Genomic DNA, 16627 nt, shown 5'->3' with positions numbered 1-16627 from the left:
CCGGTTACACAACCTTCTCGCGCGACCTCCTCGCGCCTCCTTCCCCCACGGCCTCGTCGTGCGGCCTCCTCGCGCGACTCACTCGCGCGGCCTCCTCGCACCTTCCTCCCGCGCGGTCTTCTCGCGCCACGGCGGAATCGACTCCCCGGCCCACGAGCCCGCCTGAGCGGCGCGGCGACACACCGCCTACGCCGCCGCGAGATCCATCCGCGCCCCGAACTCCCGCACCACCGCCTCCCCCGCGTACGGCTCCAGGCGCTCCCTCAGGTCCTCCAGGTATTCCGCGCCCCGTGACGACCGCAGCGTGCCGAGCAGTTCGAGGGCGCGCGTCCCCGTGCGGCAGGCCTGCTCGATCTCGCGCTGCTGGACGCGCGCCGACGCGAGGAGCGCGAGGCCGATGGCGCGCCGCCGCGTGCGGGTCTCCGGGTGCCCGGCGATCGACTCCTCCGCCGCCCGCGCCGCCGCGTCCGCCTGCCCCAGGTCCCGGTGGCAGTGCGCCAGTTCGTCCGCCAGGTAGGCGTGGTCGAAGTGGGCGATCCACACCGGGTCGTCGCCCGCCTCCGGATCGGCCTGCTCCAGCGCCCGTACGGCCCGGCCGGCCGCCGCCTCGAAGGCGCCGACGTCGCCGAGCAGGGCGTGGCCGCGCGCCTCGGCCGCGAAGAACATCGCCTCGGCCCGCGGCGGCACCTTCCCGCGCGCCCCCTCCTGCGCGGCCCGCGCCAACTGGGCGATCTCCCGGGGGTTTCCGAGCTGGGCGGCGAGATGACTCATCGACGCGGCCAGGACGTATCCGCCGTAGCCCCGGTCGCCGGCGGCCTGCGCGAGGCGCAGCGCCTGGATGTAGTAGCGCTGGGCCAGGCCCGGTTCGCCCGTGTCGACCGCCATGTACCCGGCGAGCTCGGTGAGTCGCGACACCGCGGCGAACAGCTGCCGGCCGACGGCCTCCCGGTACGAGCCGGACAGCATCCCCGACACGACGCTGTTGAGGTAGTGGACGACCACCGGCCGGACGTGCCCGCTGCCGAACCGCCGGTCGAGGTCGACGAGCGCGCTCGTCATCTCCCGTACGGCGGCCACGTCCGCGACCCCGACGCGGGCGCCGGCGAGCCGGGCCACGTGCGGGTCGGGGACCGTGATCAGCCAGTCCCTGCTGGGTTCGACGAGCGCGGAGGCCGCCACCGCGGAACCCGAGAGGAAGTCCCGGCGGCCCACGTCGCTGCGCCACAGCTCGCAGACCTGCTCGATCGCCCCGGGCACGGTCGGCGCGAACTGGAGGCCCACCCCGGCGGCGAGGTTCCGGCCGTTGGCCATGCCGACCTCGTCGATCGTGACCGTGCGCCCCAGCTTGCGGCCCAGGGCCTCCGCGATGATCCCCGGCGCCCGGCCGCGCGGCTGCTGCCCCCGCAGCCAGCGCGCCACGGACGTCTTGTCGTACCGCAGGTCGAGTCCGCGCTCCGCGCCGACCATGTTGACCCTGCGGGCGAGGCCGGCGTTGGAGCAGGCCGCCTCCTGGATGAGCGCCTGGAGCCGTTCGTTGAGCTGACGCGGAACGAGTGGCCTGGCTGCCATGAGTACCCCCTGAGGCCGTGCGGTGATCACCGGAGGAGTGATCACTGCCCGGTGGATATCCGGTCAATGCCGATGTGAACACGCGAAACCGGACACGTCCGCCGCGAGGATGAAGCCATCCCGCCACCGACGTCCCCACCTGTGCGTACCCACCCCCGCTCCCCGGCCCTCCGCGCGCCCCCGCGAGTGCACCCATGCGCCCCGCATGCAGGATCGATGCGTCAACACGCCCGCCGCCGCGCCCGTAACCCCAGGTGGCGGGGGCAGTTGTGTTCACCGTGGAAGAGACCATCGGAGTCACGGAAGCCGCACAGATCCCCCAGCAGCGAGGCGAGCAGCTACTGGACAGCGCCGTGCGGTACGCGGAAGAGCGGCACTGGGACGTGTTCCCCGGGACCTGGCTTGAGGCCGTCGAGGGCAGGGAGCGCTGCTCCTGCGGCGCGGAGGCGTGCGCCGTCCCCGGCGCCCACGCGGTCAAGCCCGACTGGTCGACCCAGGCCACCGGGAGCGGGGTCGGGGCGCGGCGCATGTGGTCGAAGACGCCGAAGGCGTCGATCCTGCTGCCGACCGGCCGGACCTTCGACGCCATCGAGGTGGCCGAGTCCGCCGGATTCCTCGCGCTGGCCCGCATGGAGCGGATGGAGCTGACGCTCGGCCCGGTGACCTGCACCCCGGACCGCCGGATGTACTTCTTCGTGCTGCCGGGCGCCGCCGCCAAGGTGCCCGACCTGGTCCGCAAGCTGGGCTGGACGCCGGCCGCCATCGACCTCACGACGCGCGGCGAGGGGCATTACGTGGCGGCCCCGCCGACCCGCATCGGCGGCTGCGGCGCGGTGCAGTGGGCGCGCCGCCCCACCCCGGCGAACCGCTGGCTCCCGGACGCCGAGGAGTTGATCAGCGCCCTCGCGTACGCGTGTGGCCGGGAAGCGGCGGAGGCCAGGAGCCGCACGTCGTGACCCTGGGGGCCGCTCGGCCTCGCCCTTAGGGTGGTGCCCGTAAGGATGACGGGGACGACCGAAGGGTTGACGTACATGCCTGACCAGGCATTTGACGGAGCGTTCGACAATACGGGTGCCGCACCGGGCACCGCACCGGCTGCCGGTGCGGTGCCCGCGGTGCGTATCGAGGGCCTGTGGAAGCGTTTCGGCCAGCAGATCGCCGTGAACGGCATCGATCTCGTCCTGCCCGCGGGGAAGTTCATCGGGCTCGTCGGGCCCAACGGGGCCGGCAAGACCACCACCCTCTCCATGATCACCGGCCTGCTCCGTCCCGACCACGGACGCATCCTGGTCGCCGGGCACGACGTCTGGGCCGACCCCGAGTCGGTCGCCGAGGTCAAGGCGCGCATCGGCATCCTCCCCGAGGGCCTGCGCATGTTCGAGCGGCTCTCCGGCCGCGAACTCCTCGCGTACAGCGGGCGGCTGCGGGGGCTGCCCGGTTCCGAGGTCGACAAGCGGGCCGCGCAACTCCTCGACGTACTCGACCTGACGGGTTCGCAGAACAAACTGGTCGTCGACTACTCGACCGGCATGCGCAAGAAGATCGGCCTCGCCGCCGCGCTCCTCCACAACCCCGAGGTCCTCTTCCTCGACGAGCCCTTCGAAGGCGTCGACCCGGTCTCCGCCCAGACCATCCGCGGCGTCCTCGAGCGGTACACCTCCTCCGGCGCCACCGTCGTCTTCTCCAGCCACGTGATGGAGCTCGTCGAGTCGCTCTGCGACTGGGTCGCCGTCATGGCCGCCGGCCGGATCCGCGCCCAGGGCCCCCTGGCCGAGGTGCGGGGCACCGCACCCTCGCTCCAGGCCGCGTTCCTTGAGCTCGTCGGCGCGAACGGCCGCACGGCGGCCGGGGATTCGCTGGACTGGCTGGGCGGCGGTACGGGGCCGGGCTCGACGGGCGGTGCGGGCGGTACGGGCGCTTCGGGCGCTTCGGGCGGTACGGGAGTCACCGGCGCCTCGGGCGGTACGGGTGTGACCGGTTCGGCGGGCGGTACGAGTGTGACCGGCGCCGCGAGCGGCACGGGCTCCACCGGCGCCACCGGCGCCACGAGCGACGCGAACGGGGCCGAGGGATGAGCGCCGGCACCTCGACCACTCCCCCCGTATCCCCCGCCCCCTCCGTACCCCCCGCCGCACCCGTACCGTCGCTCACGTCGGTCTTCGTACGGCTCAAGCTGTCGCTGCTGCGCAACGGGCTGCGGCAGTCGGGCGGGCGGACCGCCGCGTACGTCTCCACGATCGTCTTCGGCACCGTGTTCGCCGCGGCGATACTCCTGGCCTTCGTCCTGATGCGGGGCAGTGCGAACGCCGACAGCATCGCGATCCTCGTCACCGGGTTCCTCGCGCTCGCGTGGACGGTGATGCCGCTGTTCATCCCGAGCGGCGACGAGACCCTCGACCCGTCCCGGCTCGTGATGCTGCCGCTGCGGCCCCGGCCGCTGGTCCGGGCCCTGCTCGTGGCCTCGCTCGTGGGCATCGGGCCGGCCCTCACCCTGATCCTGGTCCTGGGCGCCGCCCTGGCCGTCGCGCACGGCGCCGCCGCGACCGTCCTCGCCGTCCTCGCCGTCCCGCTCTCGGCGGTGACGTGCGTGGCCCTGTCCCGGGCCGTGGCCGCCGCCAACGTCCGGCTGCTCACCTCCCGCAAGGGCCGTGACCTGGCCCTGCTCAGCGGCCTGGTCATCGCGGTCGGCATGCAGCTCGTGAACTTCGGCGCCCAGCGCCTCGGCCAGGCCGGCGGCCTGGAGTCGCTCGAACCCGCGACGGCCGTCGTCGGCTGGCTGCCGCCGGCCGCCGCGATCGGCGCCGTGGACGCGGCGAGCACCGGCGACTACGCGGTGGCGGCGGCCCGGCTGCTCCTCACGGCGGCCGCGCTCGCCGGGCTCGTCCACTGGTGGCAGCGGAGCCTCGTACGGCTGATGGTCGAACCCGACGGCTCCACCATCGGCGCGGCCGCCGACGCGGGCGTCCGCGAGAAGGCCGACGGTACAGGCCGGCTCGGGCGGCTCCTGCCGGGCGGCCGCACGGGCGCCGTCATGGACCGCAGCCTGCGCTACATCTGGCGCGACCCGAAGACGAAGGCCTCCTGGGTGACCTCGCTCGCCATCGGCCTGATCGTCCCGCTCTTCAACGCCTTCCAGGGCGTCGGCTCGATCTACTTCGCCTGCTTCGCGTCCGGCATGCTCGGGATGCTGATGTACAACCAGTTCGGCCAAGACGGCTCGGGCTTCTGGATGGTCGCGCAGACCATCTCGACGAGCGCCGACGCCTACGCCGAACTCCGCTCCCGCGCCCTGGCCATGCTCACCATCACCCTGCCGTACACCGCCCTCGTCACCGCCGTCACCGCCGGCGTCCTCGGCGACTGGTCACGGCTCCCCGAGGCCCTCGGCCTCGCCTTCGCCCTGCTCGGCGCCATGATGGGCACCGGCGCGGTCACCTCGGCGACCTTCCCCTACTCCATCCCCCAGGACAGCGGCTACAAGAACGTCGCCCCCGGCCAAGGCGCCCTCGCCTGGATGTCGATCCTCGGCGGCATGATCGCGGGCGGCCTCCTCTGCGCCCCCCTCATCGCCGCGACCGTCTACCTCCACCTCTCCGACCACCAGTCCCTCCTCTGGCTCGTCCTCCCCCTCGGCACCCTCTACGGCGGACTCCTCGTCCTCGCGGGCCTGAAACTGGCCGCCCCCCGCACGGCCGAGCGCCTACCGGAAATCCTGGCCGCGGTCAGCAAGGGCTGACACGCCCCCGCCCGGCGCCCCGCGCCCGGTTCCGTCCCTCCGTACGGCTCCGTGCTCCGTGCTCCGATGGCCCGCTCACGTGTCCGAGCGGGCCATCGGCGTACCGGGGCGGGCCCCTTACTAGGGGCGGACCCTCGGCGTACCCGGGGGGCCCTCGGCGTACTGCCCGGAGTGGATCGGGTGCCGGCGACGCGGGCGCTCAGTGCCCCCCGAGGCCCGGAAGGCACGTACCGTCCAAGGTGCGTCCCGTGACCTCGGCCGTGGCGCCTCCCCCGCGCTCGTCGATGCGGCCGATGACGCAGACCTTGCCGTGGCCGCCGCCGACGAGGGAGCCCGCCCGGCCCTCCGGCCGGTACTCGATCCTGTCCGGTGCCAGGCCGAGGGCCGTGGCGGCCGCCGCCCGGACATCCGTCTCGTCGGCCCGCTTGCTTTCCTCCAGCCCCCGCAGGGCCTCGACGAGGGCCTCGGCCTCGCCCCGCGCACCGGCGCGCTGCTCCTCGGTGATCTCCATCTCCTGCTGGAACGCGTGGTTCTCCCGGTACTTCTCGTTCGGGTCCTGCGAGATGCACGGCGTACCCGGCGGAAGCCTCGGCTCCTCCGGGCTCGGGCAGTACCGCATGGTGTCGCGCGGTTCGCCGCCGTCGGCGACGGCGTAACCACCGACCAGCACGGCGAGGGCGACGCACACGAGCGAACCGATGGCGGCTGTACGGGAACGATGACGGCGCATGAACCTCATCCTCCGTGCCGGAGCCGAAATCCCCGACGCCCGACCGGAGCTGTGACCGAGCTGTAGCCGCTCGCGCCGCCGCGACCTCGGGAAGACTTTCGAGAAGACCCGCCCGACACCGATGAGTTCGCCCGGGCAACTCCGTCCTATCCAATGAAGCAACGACGACCCACGACGAAGGAACCCCCGATGCGCACCCTGATCAGCACCGCCTTCATCTCGCTCGACGGCGTCGTGGAAGGCCCGGGCGGCGAGCCCGGCTACCGCAACTCCGGCTGGACCTTCAAGGACGTCGACTTCGTCGCCGAGGCCTTCGACATCAAGGCCCGCGAGCAGAAGGAATCCGCCGCGATGCTGCTGGGCCGCACGAGCTACGAGGCGTTCAGCCCCGTCTGGCCGGACATGGCGGACTTCGCCGACTACAAGGCGATGCCCAAGTACGTCGTCTCCACCACGCTCACCGACGCCGACCTCGTGTCGAACTGGGGCGACACCACCATCCTGCGCTCCCTCGACGACGTCGCCGCCCTCAAGGAGACCGAAGGCGGCCCGATCATCGTCCACGGCAGCGCCGCCCTCAACCACAGCCTCTCCGACGCCGGCCTGATCGACCGCTACCACCTGCTCGTCTTCCCGCTCCTCCTCGGCGCCGGCAAGCGCCTGTTCAGCACCACGGACAAGGACACCCAGAAGCTGAAGCTGGTCGAGCACGAGGCGTACGCCAACGGCCTGCAGAAGAACGTCTTCGACGTCGTCCGGTGACGCGGGGGCCCGCGGGGTCCCGAAGGGGTCCCGAGGAGCGATCACGGGGGTCCCGAGGAGCGATCAGGGGTTCGCGGAGGGGATTCCGCAGGGGCCGACCCGAGGGTGGGGCCCCGCAGGGGGGTTTCCGCAGGGGGTTTCCGAAGGGGGCCGCGGGATGGGTCCCACGGGTGGATCCTTACCCGTCCGCCAGTACGCGCGCGAGTGCCGCCCTGCCCGCCGGTCCCCACGTCGGTTTGCCGCCCGGCAGGCCCTGGTCCCCGGCACGGCCGATGTCGATGAGCCCGGCGGCACGGAGGAGGGCCCAGCCCCGGGCCCGGCGGACAGTGGCCTCGTCCACGTCGCCGACGCCGACGCCGACGTCGCCGTCGCCGTCGCCGTCGCGGTCGCGGTCGCCGTACGCCTCGAAGAAGCGCGGGGCCGCGCCGGCGGGGAGGAGCAGCCACGCGGCCGAGAGGTCCGTGGCCGGATCGCCGGAGCAGAGTTCGCCGAAGTCGAGGACCCCGGAGAGCCTGCCGTCGGTCACGACGACGTTCGCCGGGTGCAGGTCACCGTGCAGCCACACCGGCGTTCCCCGCGCCTCGGGCGCGGCGAGGGCGTCCTCCCACACACGCCGTACGGCCGCCGCGTCGGCGAACTCGGCCAGGAGCCGCAGCCCCTCCTCGAACCCGTCCGCATGGGCGGACAAGGGCACCCCCCGATGCGGGTTGACGGGCGCCTCCTCGGGCGCCTCACGATGCAGGATCCGCAGGAAGCCACCCAAGACCTCGGCCGCGTGCCCGCCCCGCGTGACGGGCACGGCGTCGGCGGGTTCGCCCGCAACCCACCGGGCCACCGTCCAGAACCGCGGAAATCGCGCCGACGGCTCCCCCGTCCGTACGGGAACGGGCACCGGCAGCGGAAGCGCCGGCGCGAGAAGGGGCAGCCACCGGAACTCCTTGCGCAGCAGCTCCGGGGCCCGCTCCGTACGCGGCATCCGCACGGCCAACTCCTCCCCCACCCGCCACATTTGATTGTCCCAGCCACCCGGCACCTCCCGAATGGACAGCTCCGCCAGATCCGGGTGCTGCTCCCGAAGCAGCCCACGGATCAGCCCCTCGTCGACGTGTACGTCCATGCCCTCACCCGTCCTACCCGTCCCGTTTCCGGCGGCCCTTCAGCCGCGACCCGGCGCCCGACGCGGCCCGCCCTCGGCCGGGGCTCGGCGACCCTCGTCTCGCGGCCGCTTAGGTCAGCCGTCTCCGGCAGTGCACCTTCGGCGCCGCGTCTCGGGCCATACGATCACGAGCGCGCGCCGGGGACTCGGGGGAAGGCCTGAACGACTTCAACACGGGGGCGGCGGCAGAGGCATCCGTATCCGGGCCCCCATCGGGGGCCGCGGCCGGAAGCGCATCCGTGAGCACGCATTCCCCCGGCCCGCTTCCCGGCCTGACGGAAACCCCTTGCGGCTCGACAACCACCCGAACCATCCTCGCCGCATGGAATTTCCGCAGCCGCAGCCCGAGTCGCCGTCCCAGCCGGAGTCGCGGCTCCCGCACGAGTCCCGGCTCGACACGGAGTCGCGGCCCAAGAGCGAGCCCGGGCTCCAGCACGAGTCACAGGCCCTGCCTCAGGCCCGTATCGAGCTCGACGGCGGTCTGACGCTGCGCGCGTTCGAGGGCGAGGCGGACCTTCCGGAGTTCTTCCGAGTCATCGAGGAGTCGCTGGAGCACCTGCGGCCCTGGATGCCCTGGGCCTCCGAACACAGCCTCGCCCAGACCACCGCATTCCTCGCCGGCCGCGCCCAACTCTGGGCCGACGGCGAGCAGTACAGCTACGCGATCCTCCTCGACGGCGCCATCGTCGGCAGCTGCGGACTGCACCGCCACGACGAGAACACCCCTGCCGACACCCTCGAAATCGGCTACTGGCTCCACCCCGGCGCCACCGGCCTCGGCATCGCCACCCGCGCCGCCCGCGCCCTCACCTCCCAGGCCTTCCGCCTCCCCACCATCCACGCCATCGAAATCGTCCACGACTCCGCCAACCACCCCAGCGCCGCCGTCCCCACCCGCCTCGGCTTCACCCCCCACCTCCACCGCCCCCACACCCCCACCGCCCCCGCCGAAACCGGCAACGACCAGGTCTGGCGCCTGACCCGCGCGACATGGGCCTCCACGCAGTGAGCCGAGCCAAGTGGACCTCCGTGGACCTCCACCCTGTGAGCCGAGCCACGTGGACCTCCACCCTGTGAGCCGAGCCACGTGGACCTCCACCCCGTGAGCCGAACCACGTGGACCTCCACCCCGTGAGCCGAGCCACGTGGACCTCCACCCCGTGAGCCGAGCCACGTGGACCTCCGTGGACCTCCACCCTGTGAGCCGAGCCCCGTGGACCTCCACCCCGTGAGCCGAGCCACGTGGACCTCCACCCCGTGAGCCGAACCACGTGGACCTCCACCCCGTGAGCCGAGCCACGTGGACCTCCACCCCGTGAGCCGAACCACGTGGACCTCCACCCCGTGAGCCGAGCCACGTGGACCTCCACCCCGTGAGCCGAGCCACGTGGACCTCCACCCCGTGAGCCGAGCCACGTGGGCCTCCACCCCTGACCCGGCTCCTGTACGTCCCGCACTGCCTGCGCCTCGCCGCCGCACGGTCCGCGACGCGAGCTGCGCCCGTAGCGTCATAGGCGGCCCGCCGGCGTGAGCCGCGCCCGTGCTGTCGCCCGGACCGCCCGAGTGGCCTCGGCCGTACCCGCTGTGTGGGCGCTGCGCCTGCGCCGCCGTAAAGTCCGCCCGCGTGATCCGGGCCCATGCAGTTGTACAGCCCGCCCGCGCGACTTCAGCCCGTACCGACTGAACCGCTGTGCGAGCTGCGCCCGCGCCGCCGTAGGACCCGCTCGCGCCCTAGTTGTCTACGGCCGGCCCGCGTGACTTCAGCCCGTACCCGCCTGAACCACTGTGCGAGCTACGCCCGCCCCACCGAAGGACCTGCTCGCACCCTGCTGTCTACGGCCGGCCCGTGTGACTTCAGCCCATACCCGCCTGAACCACTCTGCGAGCCGCACTCGCGCCGTCGTAGGGGCCGCCTGCATGAGCCGCGCCCGCGCTGTCCCACGGCCCTCTCGTGAGCCATGCCCACGCTGCCGCACGGCCGGCCCGGCCTCGTGAGCTGCGCCACCGCCGTCGCACGGCCCGCCCGCGTGGACGGCGTCCACACGCCGGCCGAACCCGTCACGTGAGCTGCGCCCGTACGCCCGACCAACCCGGCGTGCGGGCCGTACCCGCGACCCCGCCTCGTGCGGGGTGCGCCCGCGCGCCCGTCGTTCACGTGTGACCCGCGCGCGCGTCGTGTGGGCTGCGCCCGAAGCCGCCGCCAGCCTGCCGTGCCCGCCCGCGCCTCGTGCGGGACGCGCCATCCGCCCGCCCCGCCCCGTGTGGGCAATCGTCCCGCTGGGGCGGGACGGGTGGGCACACGGGACGGCGCCCTCGGCGGCGCCTCGCCCCCATGTGCCTGGCCCCGCACCCCATGTGCGCCGTACCTGTGGTGCGGGTTCAGGCGCGGAAGCCTAGGCCCGGCAAGGGGCGCCGTCCGTTGTGCCCACCCGTTCCGCCCCTGGCGGAACGAATGCCCACAACGGGGGTGGACGAGGGGGGTGACGTCCCAGGCCCCACCACGGGGGCGAGCGGGGCAGGCACCGTCCGTTGCACCCACAAGGCGCACGAGCCGCACGCAGGCACCAGGCCAAGCCCCTTCAACCCCACAGGCCGCACGCAGGTACCAGGCCAAGCACCCTCAGCCCCGCAGCCCGCACACGACTACCGAAGTGAGCTTCAGGGCACGTCGGGCGTGCCCAACCACCCACCCAACCGACCAATCGACCCGATACCCCCCAGGTCCTGTCATCCGCCCCGCGTCAGTTCCCTCGGGCCGTAGAGGGCGGAAGGGGCGGCGGTTGTCAGGGCCCAGTAGCGGTCGCCGTAGGACCAGTGCCACCACTCGGTGGGGTAGTTGACGAGGCCGGCGGTGGTGAGGGCGGTGGAGAGGAGGGAGCGGTGGGCGCGGGCTTGGGGGGTGATGTGGGGGGCGTGGGTGTAGCAGGCGCCGTCGCTTTCCTCGGGGTCGGCGTTGAGGGGGGTGCCGAGGTCGAGTTCGCGGCCGGAGGGGTCGGCGAGGGTGAGGTCGACGGCGGCGCCGGCGCTGTGGGGGGCGATGGAGGGGGGTGAGACGTAGCGGCTGGTGGCGGTGTGGAGGCGGTCGTCGGACCAGGTGGGGTGGGTGGAGCGGAGTTGTGCGGCGTACTCGTCGAAGTAGGCGCGCTGGAGTGAGGGGGGCCTGTAGCCCTCGACGAAGAGGAGGCGTAGGCCGTCGGGGAGGAGGGTCTGGGCGGTGAGCAGCCGTTCGAGGACGCCTTGGCGGAGGTGGGCGTAGGCGTGGTCCGGATCCTGCTTGCGCGTGTCGACGAGCAACGAGCTGTCGCGGACGTCCACGAGCGGTTCGCCGCACTCCAGGACGGGCAGGGCGGCGACCTTGGGGTCGGCCATCAGAACGATCTCACTCATGGGTCGATCATGCCTGCGCCGTGGTGCATGATGAGGGCCGGAGGGGATTTGAATGCGTTCAGAAATTCCTGTCGAGGTGTCGGCGCAGGCACGGATGCGACCCCAGGCCCCGGTCCAGGCACGCCCGAAGGACAGGTTCGGCGCCGTGGTGTCGGCCTCCGTCTCGGTGATGTTCGTCGAGGCCGCGATCGGGATGATCGCGTACGGGGTATGGGAGCGGACGCTTGAGGGCCCCGAACTGCCGTACAACGCGCTGGGTTTCCTCGTGATGGCCGTCGCCGCGCCCTTCCTGGCGCTGGCCTGGGCCGTCCTCGGCGCCTTCCTGACCGTCGGCGTGGTGATGCCCGTACTGGCCTCGGCCGCCTGGCTCGGCCGCAGGTTCTCGGGGCGCGAGGCGTGGGGGTGGGTTCCGGCGGCGACGGCCCTCGCGGCCGCTCCGCCGGTCGTCGTCCTGGCGATCCTCGCGGAGGCCGGGCTCCTGGCGGGTCTCGTCGGATGGCTCACGGCGACGGTGGCGCTCACGGCGCCCGCCCTGATCGCCCGCAGACTGCTGCTGCCTGACCGGCGGACGCTCACGGGTCGCGGGATGTTCTGGCGGGTGGCGGGATACGGCACGCTCGCCGTCGTCTCCGCCTTGGCCGTCGCCGGCATCGCCCTGTTCGCCGGTGCCGGTTACGAGCCTCCGCGGCTGAACGCCGAACAGCTCACCGGCACTTACTCCGACGGCGACGGCGGCACCCTCACCCTGGGCCCGGACGGCAAAGCCATGGCGTCCCGCGTGGACACTTTCGACTTCCACGAGACCGTCGACCCGTCCGGACCCCGGATCCGCGAGTGCTCCGGCGTCGGCACCTGGGCGTTCGACCCAATCGGTGACCCCCACACGGTCACCGTCTCCATCGACTCCTGCCCCGCCGACATGGACAGCTGGAGCGTCTACGGCACCCGCGAACACCCCAAGCTGTACGTCTTCGTGGGCGACCCCGACTCCTGGGAGCTGTACACCCTGCGGCGCGAGTAGACCGGTCGACTCGTCGGCAGGTTGGCAGGTCGGCAGGTGGTCGGCACGTCGACCGAGACCCCGAACGGCGACCCCGGAAGCTTCGGCCTTGCCGGTCCCCTCATGACGTTTCTCCGCAACATCGACAAGGCACCCCTAGCGGTACGCCTGGCGGTACGCCTGGCCGTACGCCTAGCGGTATCTGCTCAGGCGGGGGCCGCGGATGGCGGGGAGGCCGATGAGGGTCCAGGTGAAGGCGTGGCGGTGGGGGGTGAGGGGGCACCAGGGGTGGGGGACGAGGGTGTAGTCGTCGCGGAGGACGCCGGGTGGGATGACGCCGGTGGCGGGGGTGGGGGAGGTTTCGCCGGGGTGGACGAGGTAGGCCCAGACGCCGCTGTCGAGGGGGACGACCGGGGACTCGTCGCCGGGTGGGCGCCAAGGGGCGCCCGTGAGGGGGTGGCGGGGGACGAGGAGGACGTCGGGGCGGGGGTGGGGGGTGGGGATGCCCGGACCGGCCAGGGCTACGGAGCGGGTGTCGGGGCCGGCCGGGAGGCAGCGGTGGACGGCGGGGCCGAACAGCTCGGTGACGGGGCCGGCGGGGAGGGTCACGGGACGGTCGCCGGTCACGGCGACGAGGTGGGCCAGAGCGACCCCGAGCGCCGCCTCCCAGCGGCGGCTCCACGACCCGTCGGGTTCGAAGGGCGGGACGCGGTGGTCCGCGCGTTCCAGGTCGTCCCAGTCGGGAGGCGGAACGGCCGGGAGCCCTGAGGGGCGGCGTACGACCGCGTCGGGCTCCAGCCAGACCGTCTGCCACATGCCGCAGTCGTCCATGCGGGTCGCCACCGCACGTCCGCACTGCTCACACGCCAGATTGGGGCCGTCCCGGCCGTCGACTCCCATGCAGTAGCCGTCGCACTTGTCGAGGATCAGCGTCATGGACCGCGAGTCGCCGGGGGCGATGACGATCCTGTTCCGCGCGCCGAACGAGACCCGGTACACCGGCGCGTACACGCCCTGCCGCGCGGCCTCGTCCTCCCCGACGTCCTCCCACAGCCGCCAGGGCGGCCCGGTGGGCAGCGGTTCGACGGCGTACGTCCCGGGATCCATCAGCGGCGGGTGGAGCTCCTCCCACCCCCCGAAGTGGGTGTGGACGGGGAGCGCGACCCGCGCCACCGGCGCCGTCAGTTCCGTGCCGCACCCGGCACACACGAAGAGGTCCAAGCAATCCCGTCCTAGCTGTGCGCAGCCGTCGGCTTCCAGTCCCGGGCAAGCAGCCCGAGGATCACCTCGTCGAGGAACTCGCCCATCACCCAGGCCGACGAGCGCAGTACGCCCTCGCGTACGAAGCCGTTGCGCTCGGCCGATCGCAGCATCGCGTGGTTGTCCGACAGCGTTTCGATCTGGAGGCGGTGCAGCCCGCGCACGACGAAGCCGTAGTGGCAGAGGGTCGCGACCACGTCCGTGCCGTAGCCCTTGCCGCGGGCGGACGGAAGCAGGCCGAGGCCGATGTGCGCGCCCCGGTTGTGGGTGTCGATGCCCCACAGGTTCGCGCTGCCGATCAGCGTGCCGCCTTCCGACTCCACGATGGAGAAGGGGACGTTCCGCTGGTCGGACTCGTCCACGACGAGTCGCGGGTCCTTCGAGCCCGGCGTGATCGGCCGCCACGGACCGCCCTCGGCGCGCGCGGCGTTGACCACGTCGTCGTACAGCTCGGTCCGCAGGATCGGGATGTCTTCGTCGTGCCGGGCCCTGAGCCCGATCTTGCCGCCGGTAAGCATGCAGGCTTCCTATCCGACCGGCTTCACCGGCGGCAATCCAATAAACGTGCGCCGGAACGGAATTCCGCCCTACGCGCGCGGTGTGCCGTCCCACCGCCACGTGGTCGGACGCGGCCGCCCCTCAAGATCGCCCCGCCCCGTCGCCCACAGCAGCGTGGGCCACGGATCCGTGCCGGACGGCGCCTCGGGGAACAGCCGGGCCAGCACCCGCGCGCAGATGTCCGCCGGCGGAGTCCACACGAGCCCCAGTCCCTGCGCCAGGTCGTACGTGTGCACCACGGTCTCCACGATCCCCATCGCCGCGAAGCCCTCCGGGTCCGAGACGCCGAACACGTGGTACGCCCGTGTCTCCGGCGACGCCGTACGCGCCATCGCGACCAGCAGCGCGCCGCTCGCGTCCAGCACCTGCAACAGCCCGGCCGGCCCCGCCGTACGGTCCGCGTGGATCGCGTTCGCCGGCCCGCCGGCCCTGCGGCTCTCCCACACGAACGGCACTTCCCCGTCCAGCGGCGGTGCCTTCGGCCCGAGCTGCGCCGCGTACGCGAACAGGTCGTCGCTCAGGTGCTCCACGGTCTCCCAGCAGTCCCACTCCAGCGAGCCCGCCTTCTCCTCCCACGCCTCCGGGGGCGCGCCCCGCAGGACCTCCAGGGCGAGCTGCACGGCCAGGTCCAGGTCGTCCGCGGTGACGGGCTGCCGGGACACGTCTGTCTTCTCTGATCGGGACATGGCAAGACCGTAACGCCTGTGCCACCGGGGGCACCCTCCTGGCCGCGACACGAAGAAGTGAGGGCCTCCACCCGGTGGGTGGAGGCCCTCACTTCACACTCACGGCACTACGGGGCGGAATCCGCCGCGCAGAACGTACGGCTCAGAACGTGCAGCTCAGAGCCTGCCGCGCAGAACGTGCTGATCCGAACGTGCCGATCCGAACGTGCCGATCAGAACGTGCCGCGCAGATGGGACCAGTCGACGTCCTGGCTCTCCGGGGAGCCGGGGTTGAGGCCGCCGGTGCCCTTGCCGCTGTAGAGGACGAGGCAGCCGACGCCGCGGCAGCCTTCGCCGACGTACGAGCTGGTGGTGACGGTCGCGAGGTCGTTGAGGCCGTCGCCGGTGAAGTCGCCGAGGGCGAGGAAGGCGGCCATGACGTTCCAGCCGCCGGAGCCGATCAGGACACGCGGGCCGAAGGTGCCGGAGGTGGTGGCCGGGTAGAGCCAGAGCTTGCCCGTGGAGGCCTCGCGGGTGATGAGGTCGGCCGTGCCGTTGCCGTTCATGTCACCGGGGGCGACGAGCGCGTTCATCGCGTTCCAACCGCCGGTGCCCAGGAGCTTGCGGGCGCCGAGGGTGCCGGCGGAGGTGCCGGGGTAGAGCCAGAGCTTGCCCGTCGTGGGCTCGACGGCAAGCAGGTCGGAGCGGCCGTCACCGGTCAGGTCGCCGTACGCGGTGAGCTTGGCCATCGCGTTCCAGCCGCCGGAGCCGATCAGCTTGCGGGTCCCGAGCGTTCCCGTCCCGGTTCCCGGGTAGAGCCAGAGCTTGCCGGTGGCGGTCTCGCGGGCGATGACGTCCTCGCGGCCGTCGCCCGTGAAGTCACCGTGCCGGGTCAGGGCGTTCATGACACCCCAGCCGCCGGTACCGACGAGACGGCCGGTGTTGTCACCGGGCAGGAACCACAGGCGCCCCGCCTCGTCCCGGACGAGGACATCCGCCTTCTTGTCCGCGTTGAGATCGCCGAAACCGGCCTTCGCCGGAGACGTCGCCGCGTTCCACGACGGGTACGCGAGCCCGCTGCACTCCCGCTCCGTGGGCACGAACTTCAGCGAGCTGATCGAGTTGCTCCCGGGGCCGCCCCACTCCGTGCCGGCCGGATCCGGCGGAATCACCGTCGCACCGGGCGAGCCGGTGTAGTTCGCGTCGTCGTACAGGCACAGCCACTTGTTCGTGTGGTTCACGATCGAGCGGAACGCGTTGTCCCAGCTCCCGAGCGTCGCCTGGTTCACATTCGTCTTGTACATCGTGCCCGTGCCGTTGTCCGACTTCCAGGCACAGAAATAGCCGGACGGGCAATCGCTGATCGCCGCCTGCGCCGGTGTGGCGCCCGCGCCCAGGAGGCCGGCCGAGGCGAGGCCCAGCGTCGTGGCCGCCGCGGCCAGGCGCCGCGTGATGGAAATGCGCATCGAGTTCCCTTCGGGCGGCGCGGAGACGTCCGTGCTCGACGCGCCGTGTGAGGGACGCTACCGCGCCCCTCCCCCCACCCCCGCAGGGGTCCCCCCTACCTCCCCGCGCCCGCCCGCACCCTGTTGCCCGGCCCCGCGCCCGCACCCCGTCGTCCGGACCCGCGCCCGCACCTCGCTGTCCGGACCCGTGCCCGCGCCCTGTTGCCCGGCCCCGCGCCCGCGCCTCGCTGTCACCCGTGCTCGCGCCCCGTCGTCCGAACCCGCGCCCGCGCCCCGTCGTCCGAACCCGCGCCCGCGCCCCGTCGTCCGGACTCGTGCCCTGGCCCCGTTGCCCGGAC

At 72.9% G+C, this 16627-nt stretch carries 13 protein-coding genes and 1 pseudogene; 6 read left to right on the top strand and 8 right to left on the bottom strand.

Annotated elements, in window-relative coordinates:
- Positions 1-186: 186 nt before the first annotated feature.
- Complete coding sequence (locus MRBLMG1_RS31460; protein WP_367827564.1) at positions 187-1569, bottom strand: transcriptional regulator; 1383 nt, start codon at positions 1567-1569, stop codon at positions 187-189.
- Between the two features lie 269 nt (positions 1570-1838).
- Between MRBLMG1_RS31460 and MRBLMG1_RS31455 the strand changes: the two genes are divergently transcribed.
- The 3 genes and pseudogenes from MRBLMG1_RS31455 to MRBLMG1_RS31445 all read left to right on the top strand — a co-directional run bounded on the left by MRBLMG1_RS31455 (position 1839) and on the right by MRBLMG1_RS31445 (position 5305).
- Positions 1839-2525, top strand: a complete 687-nt coding sequence (locus MRBLMG1_RS31455; RefSeq protein WP_367827563.1) for a bifunctional DNA primase/polymerase — start codon at positions 1839-1841, stop codon at positions 2523-2525.
- Positions 2526-2600: 75 nt separating this feature from the next.
- Positions 2601-3446, top strand: a pseudogene (locus tag MRBLMG1_RS31450) (ABC transporter ATP-binding protein); the annotation flags it as partial.
- A gap of 194 nt (positions 3447-3640) precedes the next feature.
- Complete coding sequence (locus tag MRBLMG1_RS31445) at positions 3641-5305, top strand: transporter (RefSeq protein ID WP_367827562.1); 1665 nt, start codon at positions 3641-3643, stop codon at positions 5303-5305.
- A gap of 199 nt (positions 5306-5504) precedes the next feature.
- On the opposite strand, the gene MRBLMG1_RS31440 is transcribed toward MRBLMG1_RS31445, so the two are convergent.
- Positions 5505-6035 (bottom strand): precorrin-3B C(17)-methyltransferase, encoded by a 531-nt coding sequence (locus MRBLMG1_RS31440; protein ID WP_367827561.1) that lies wholly within the window; start codon positions 6033-6035, stop codon positions 5505-5507.
- A gap of 189 nt (positions 6036-6224) precedes the next feature.
- On the opposite strand from MRBLMG1_RS31440, the gene MRBLMG1_RS31435 reads away from it, so the two are divergent.
- On the top strand, positions 6225-6797 hold the full coding sequence (locus MRBLMG1_RS31435; protein WP_367827560.1) for a dihydrofolate reductase family protein: 573 nt from the start codon (positions 6225-6227) through the stop codon (positions 6795-6797).
- A 178-nt stretch (positions 6798-6975) separates the two neighbouring features.
- Here MRBLMG1_RS31435 and MRBLMG1_RS31430 read toward each other — a convergent pair whose 3' ends face one another.
- Positions 6976-7914: an aminoglycoside phosphotransferase family protein gene (locus tag MRBLMG1_RS31430; protein ID WP_367827559.1), complete on the bottom strand. Its 939-nt coding sequence runs from the start codon at positions 7912-7914 to the stop codon at positions 6976-6978.
- A gap of 361 nt (positions 7915-8275) precedes the next feature.
- Between MRBLMG1_RS31430 and MRBLMG1_RS31425 the strand changes: the two genes are divergently transcribed.
- Entirely contained in the window at positions 8276-8962 is a 687-nt protein-coding gene (locus MRBLMG1_RS31425) for a GNAT family N-acetyltransferase (protein ID WP_367827558.1), read from the top strand.
- A gap of 1718 nt (positions 8963-10680) precedes the next feature.
- Here MRBLMG1_RS31425 and MRBLMG1_RS31420 read toward each other — a convergent pair.
- On the bottom strand, positions 10681-11340 hold the full coding sequence (locus tag MRBLMG1_RS31420; protein WP_367827557.1) for a M15 family metallopeptidase: 660 nt from the start codon (positions 11338-11340) through the stop codon (positions 10681-10683).
- A gap of 52 nt (positions 11341-11392) precedes the next feature.
- Between MRBLMG1_RS31420 and MRBLMG1_RS31415 the strand changes: the two genes are divergently transcribed.
- On the top strand, positions 11393-12361 hold the full coding sequence (locus MRBLMG1_RS31415; RefSeq protein ID WP_367827556.1) for a hypothetical protein: 969 nt from the start codon (positions 11393-11395) through the stop codon (positions 12359-12361).
- A 171-nt stretch (positions 12362-12532) separates the two neighbouring features.
- Here the strand turns inward: MRBLMG1_RS31415 and MRBLMG1_RS31410 are convergent, their stop codons facing one another.
- The 4 genes from MRBLMG1_RS31410 to MRBLMG1_RS31395 form a co-directional block, all read right to left on the bottom strand.
- Positions 12533-13561, bottom strand: coding sequence for a hypothetical protein (locus MRBLMG1_RS31410; RefSeq protein WP_367827555.1), 1029 nt, complete (start codon positions 13559-13561; stop codon positions 12533-12535).
- An 11-nt stretch (positions 13562-13572) separates the two neighbouring features.
- Positions 13573-14118 carry a GNAT family N-acetyltransferase gene (locus MRBLMG1_RS31405; protein WP_367827554.1) on the bottom strand — a complete coding sequence of 182 codons (546 nt, stop codon included), beginning with the start codon at positions 14116-14118 and terminating at the stop codon, positions 13573-13575.
- Positions 14119-14187: 69 nt separating this feature from the next.
- Positions 14188-14844, bottom strand: coding sequence for a maleylpyruvate isomerase N-terminal domain-containing protein (locus MRBLMG1_RS31400; RefSeq protein WP_367827553.1), 657 nt, complete (start codon positions 14842-14844; stop codon positions 14188-14190).
- 212 nt (positions 14845-15056) lie between these two features.
- Positions 15057-16289 carry an FG-GAP-like repeat-containing protein gene (locus MRBLMG1_RS31395; protein ID WP_367827552.1) on the bottom strand — a complete coding sequence of 411 codons (1233 nt, stop codon included), beginning with the start codon at positions 16287-16289 and terminating at the stop codon, positions 15057-15059.
- Between the last annotated feature and the right edge of the window lie 338 nt (positions 16290-16627).

This window comes from Streptomyces sp. LMG1-1-1.1, from assembly GCF_040815545.1.
Classification (GTDB): Bacteria; Actinomycetota; Actinomycetes; order Streptomycetales; family Streptomycetaceae; genus Streptomyces.
Note: the sequence above shows the minus strand (reverse complement) of the source record. Positions and strands in the feature narration are given on the sequence as shown.

Coding starts and splice junctions, on each gene's coding strand:
- MRBLMG1_RS31435 (WP_367827560.1), top strand. CDS start 6,225: ATGCGCACCCTGATCAGCACCGCCTTCATCTCGCTCGACGGCGTCGTG.
- MRBLMG1_RS31440 (WP_367827561.1), bottom strand. CDS start 6,035: ATGCGCCGTCATCGTTCCCGTACAGCCGCCATCGGTTCGCTCGTGTGC.
- MRBLMG1_RS31445 (WP_367827562.1), top strand. CDS start 3,641: ATGAGCGCCGGCACCTCGACCACTCCCCCCGTATCCCCCGCCCCCTCC.
- MRBLMG1_RS31425 (WP_367827558.1), top strand. CDS start 8,276: ATGGAATTTCCGCAGCCGCAGCCCGAGTCGCCGTCCCAGCCGGAGTCG.
- MRBLMG1_RS31405 (WP_367827554.1), bottom strand. CDS start 14,118: ATGCTTACCGGCGGCAAGATCGGGCTCAGGGCCCGGCACGACGAAGAC.
- MRBLMG1_RS31400 (WP_367827553.1), bottom strand. CDS start 14,844: ATGTCCCGATCAGAGAAGACAGACGTGTCCCGGCAGCCCGTCACCGCG.
- MRBLMG1_RS31460 (WP_367827564.1), bottom strand. CDS start 1,569: ATGGCAGCCAGGCCACTCGTTCCGCGTCAGCTCAACGAACGGCTCCAG.
- MRBLMG1_RS31415 (WP_367827556.1), top strand. CDS start 11,393: ATGCGTTCAGAAATTCCTGTCGAGGTGTCGGCGCAGGCACGGATGCGA.
- MRBLMG1_RS31430 (WP_367827559.1), bottom strand. CDS start 7,914: ATGGACGTACACGTCGACGAGGGGCTGATCCGTGGGCTGCTTCGGGAG.
- MRBLMG1_RS31420 (WP_367827557.1), bottom strand. CDS start 11,340: ATGAGTGAGATCGTTCTGATGGCCGACCCCAAGGTCGCCGCCCTGCCC.
- MRBLMG1_RS31395 (WP_367827552.1), bottom strand. CDS start 16,289: ATGCGCATTTCCATCACGCGGCGCCTGGCCGCGGCGGCCACGACGCTG.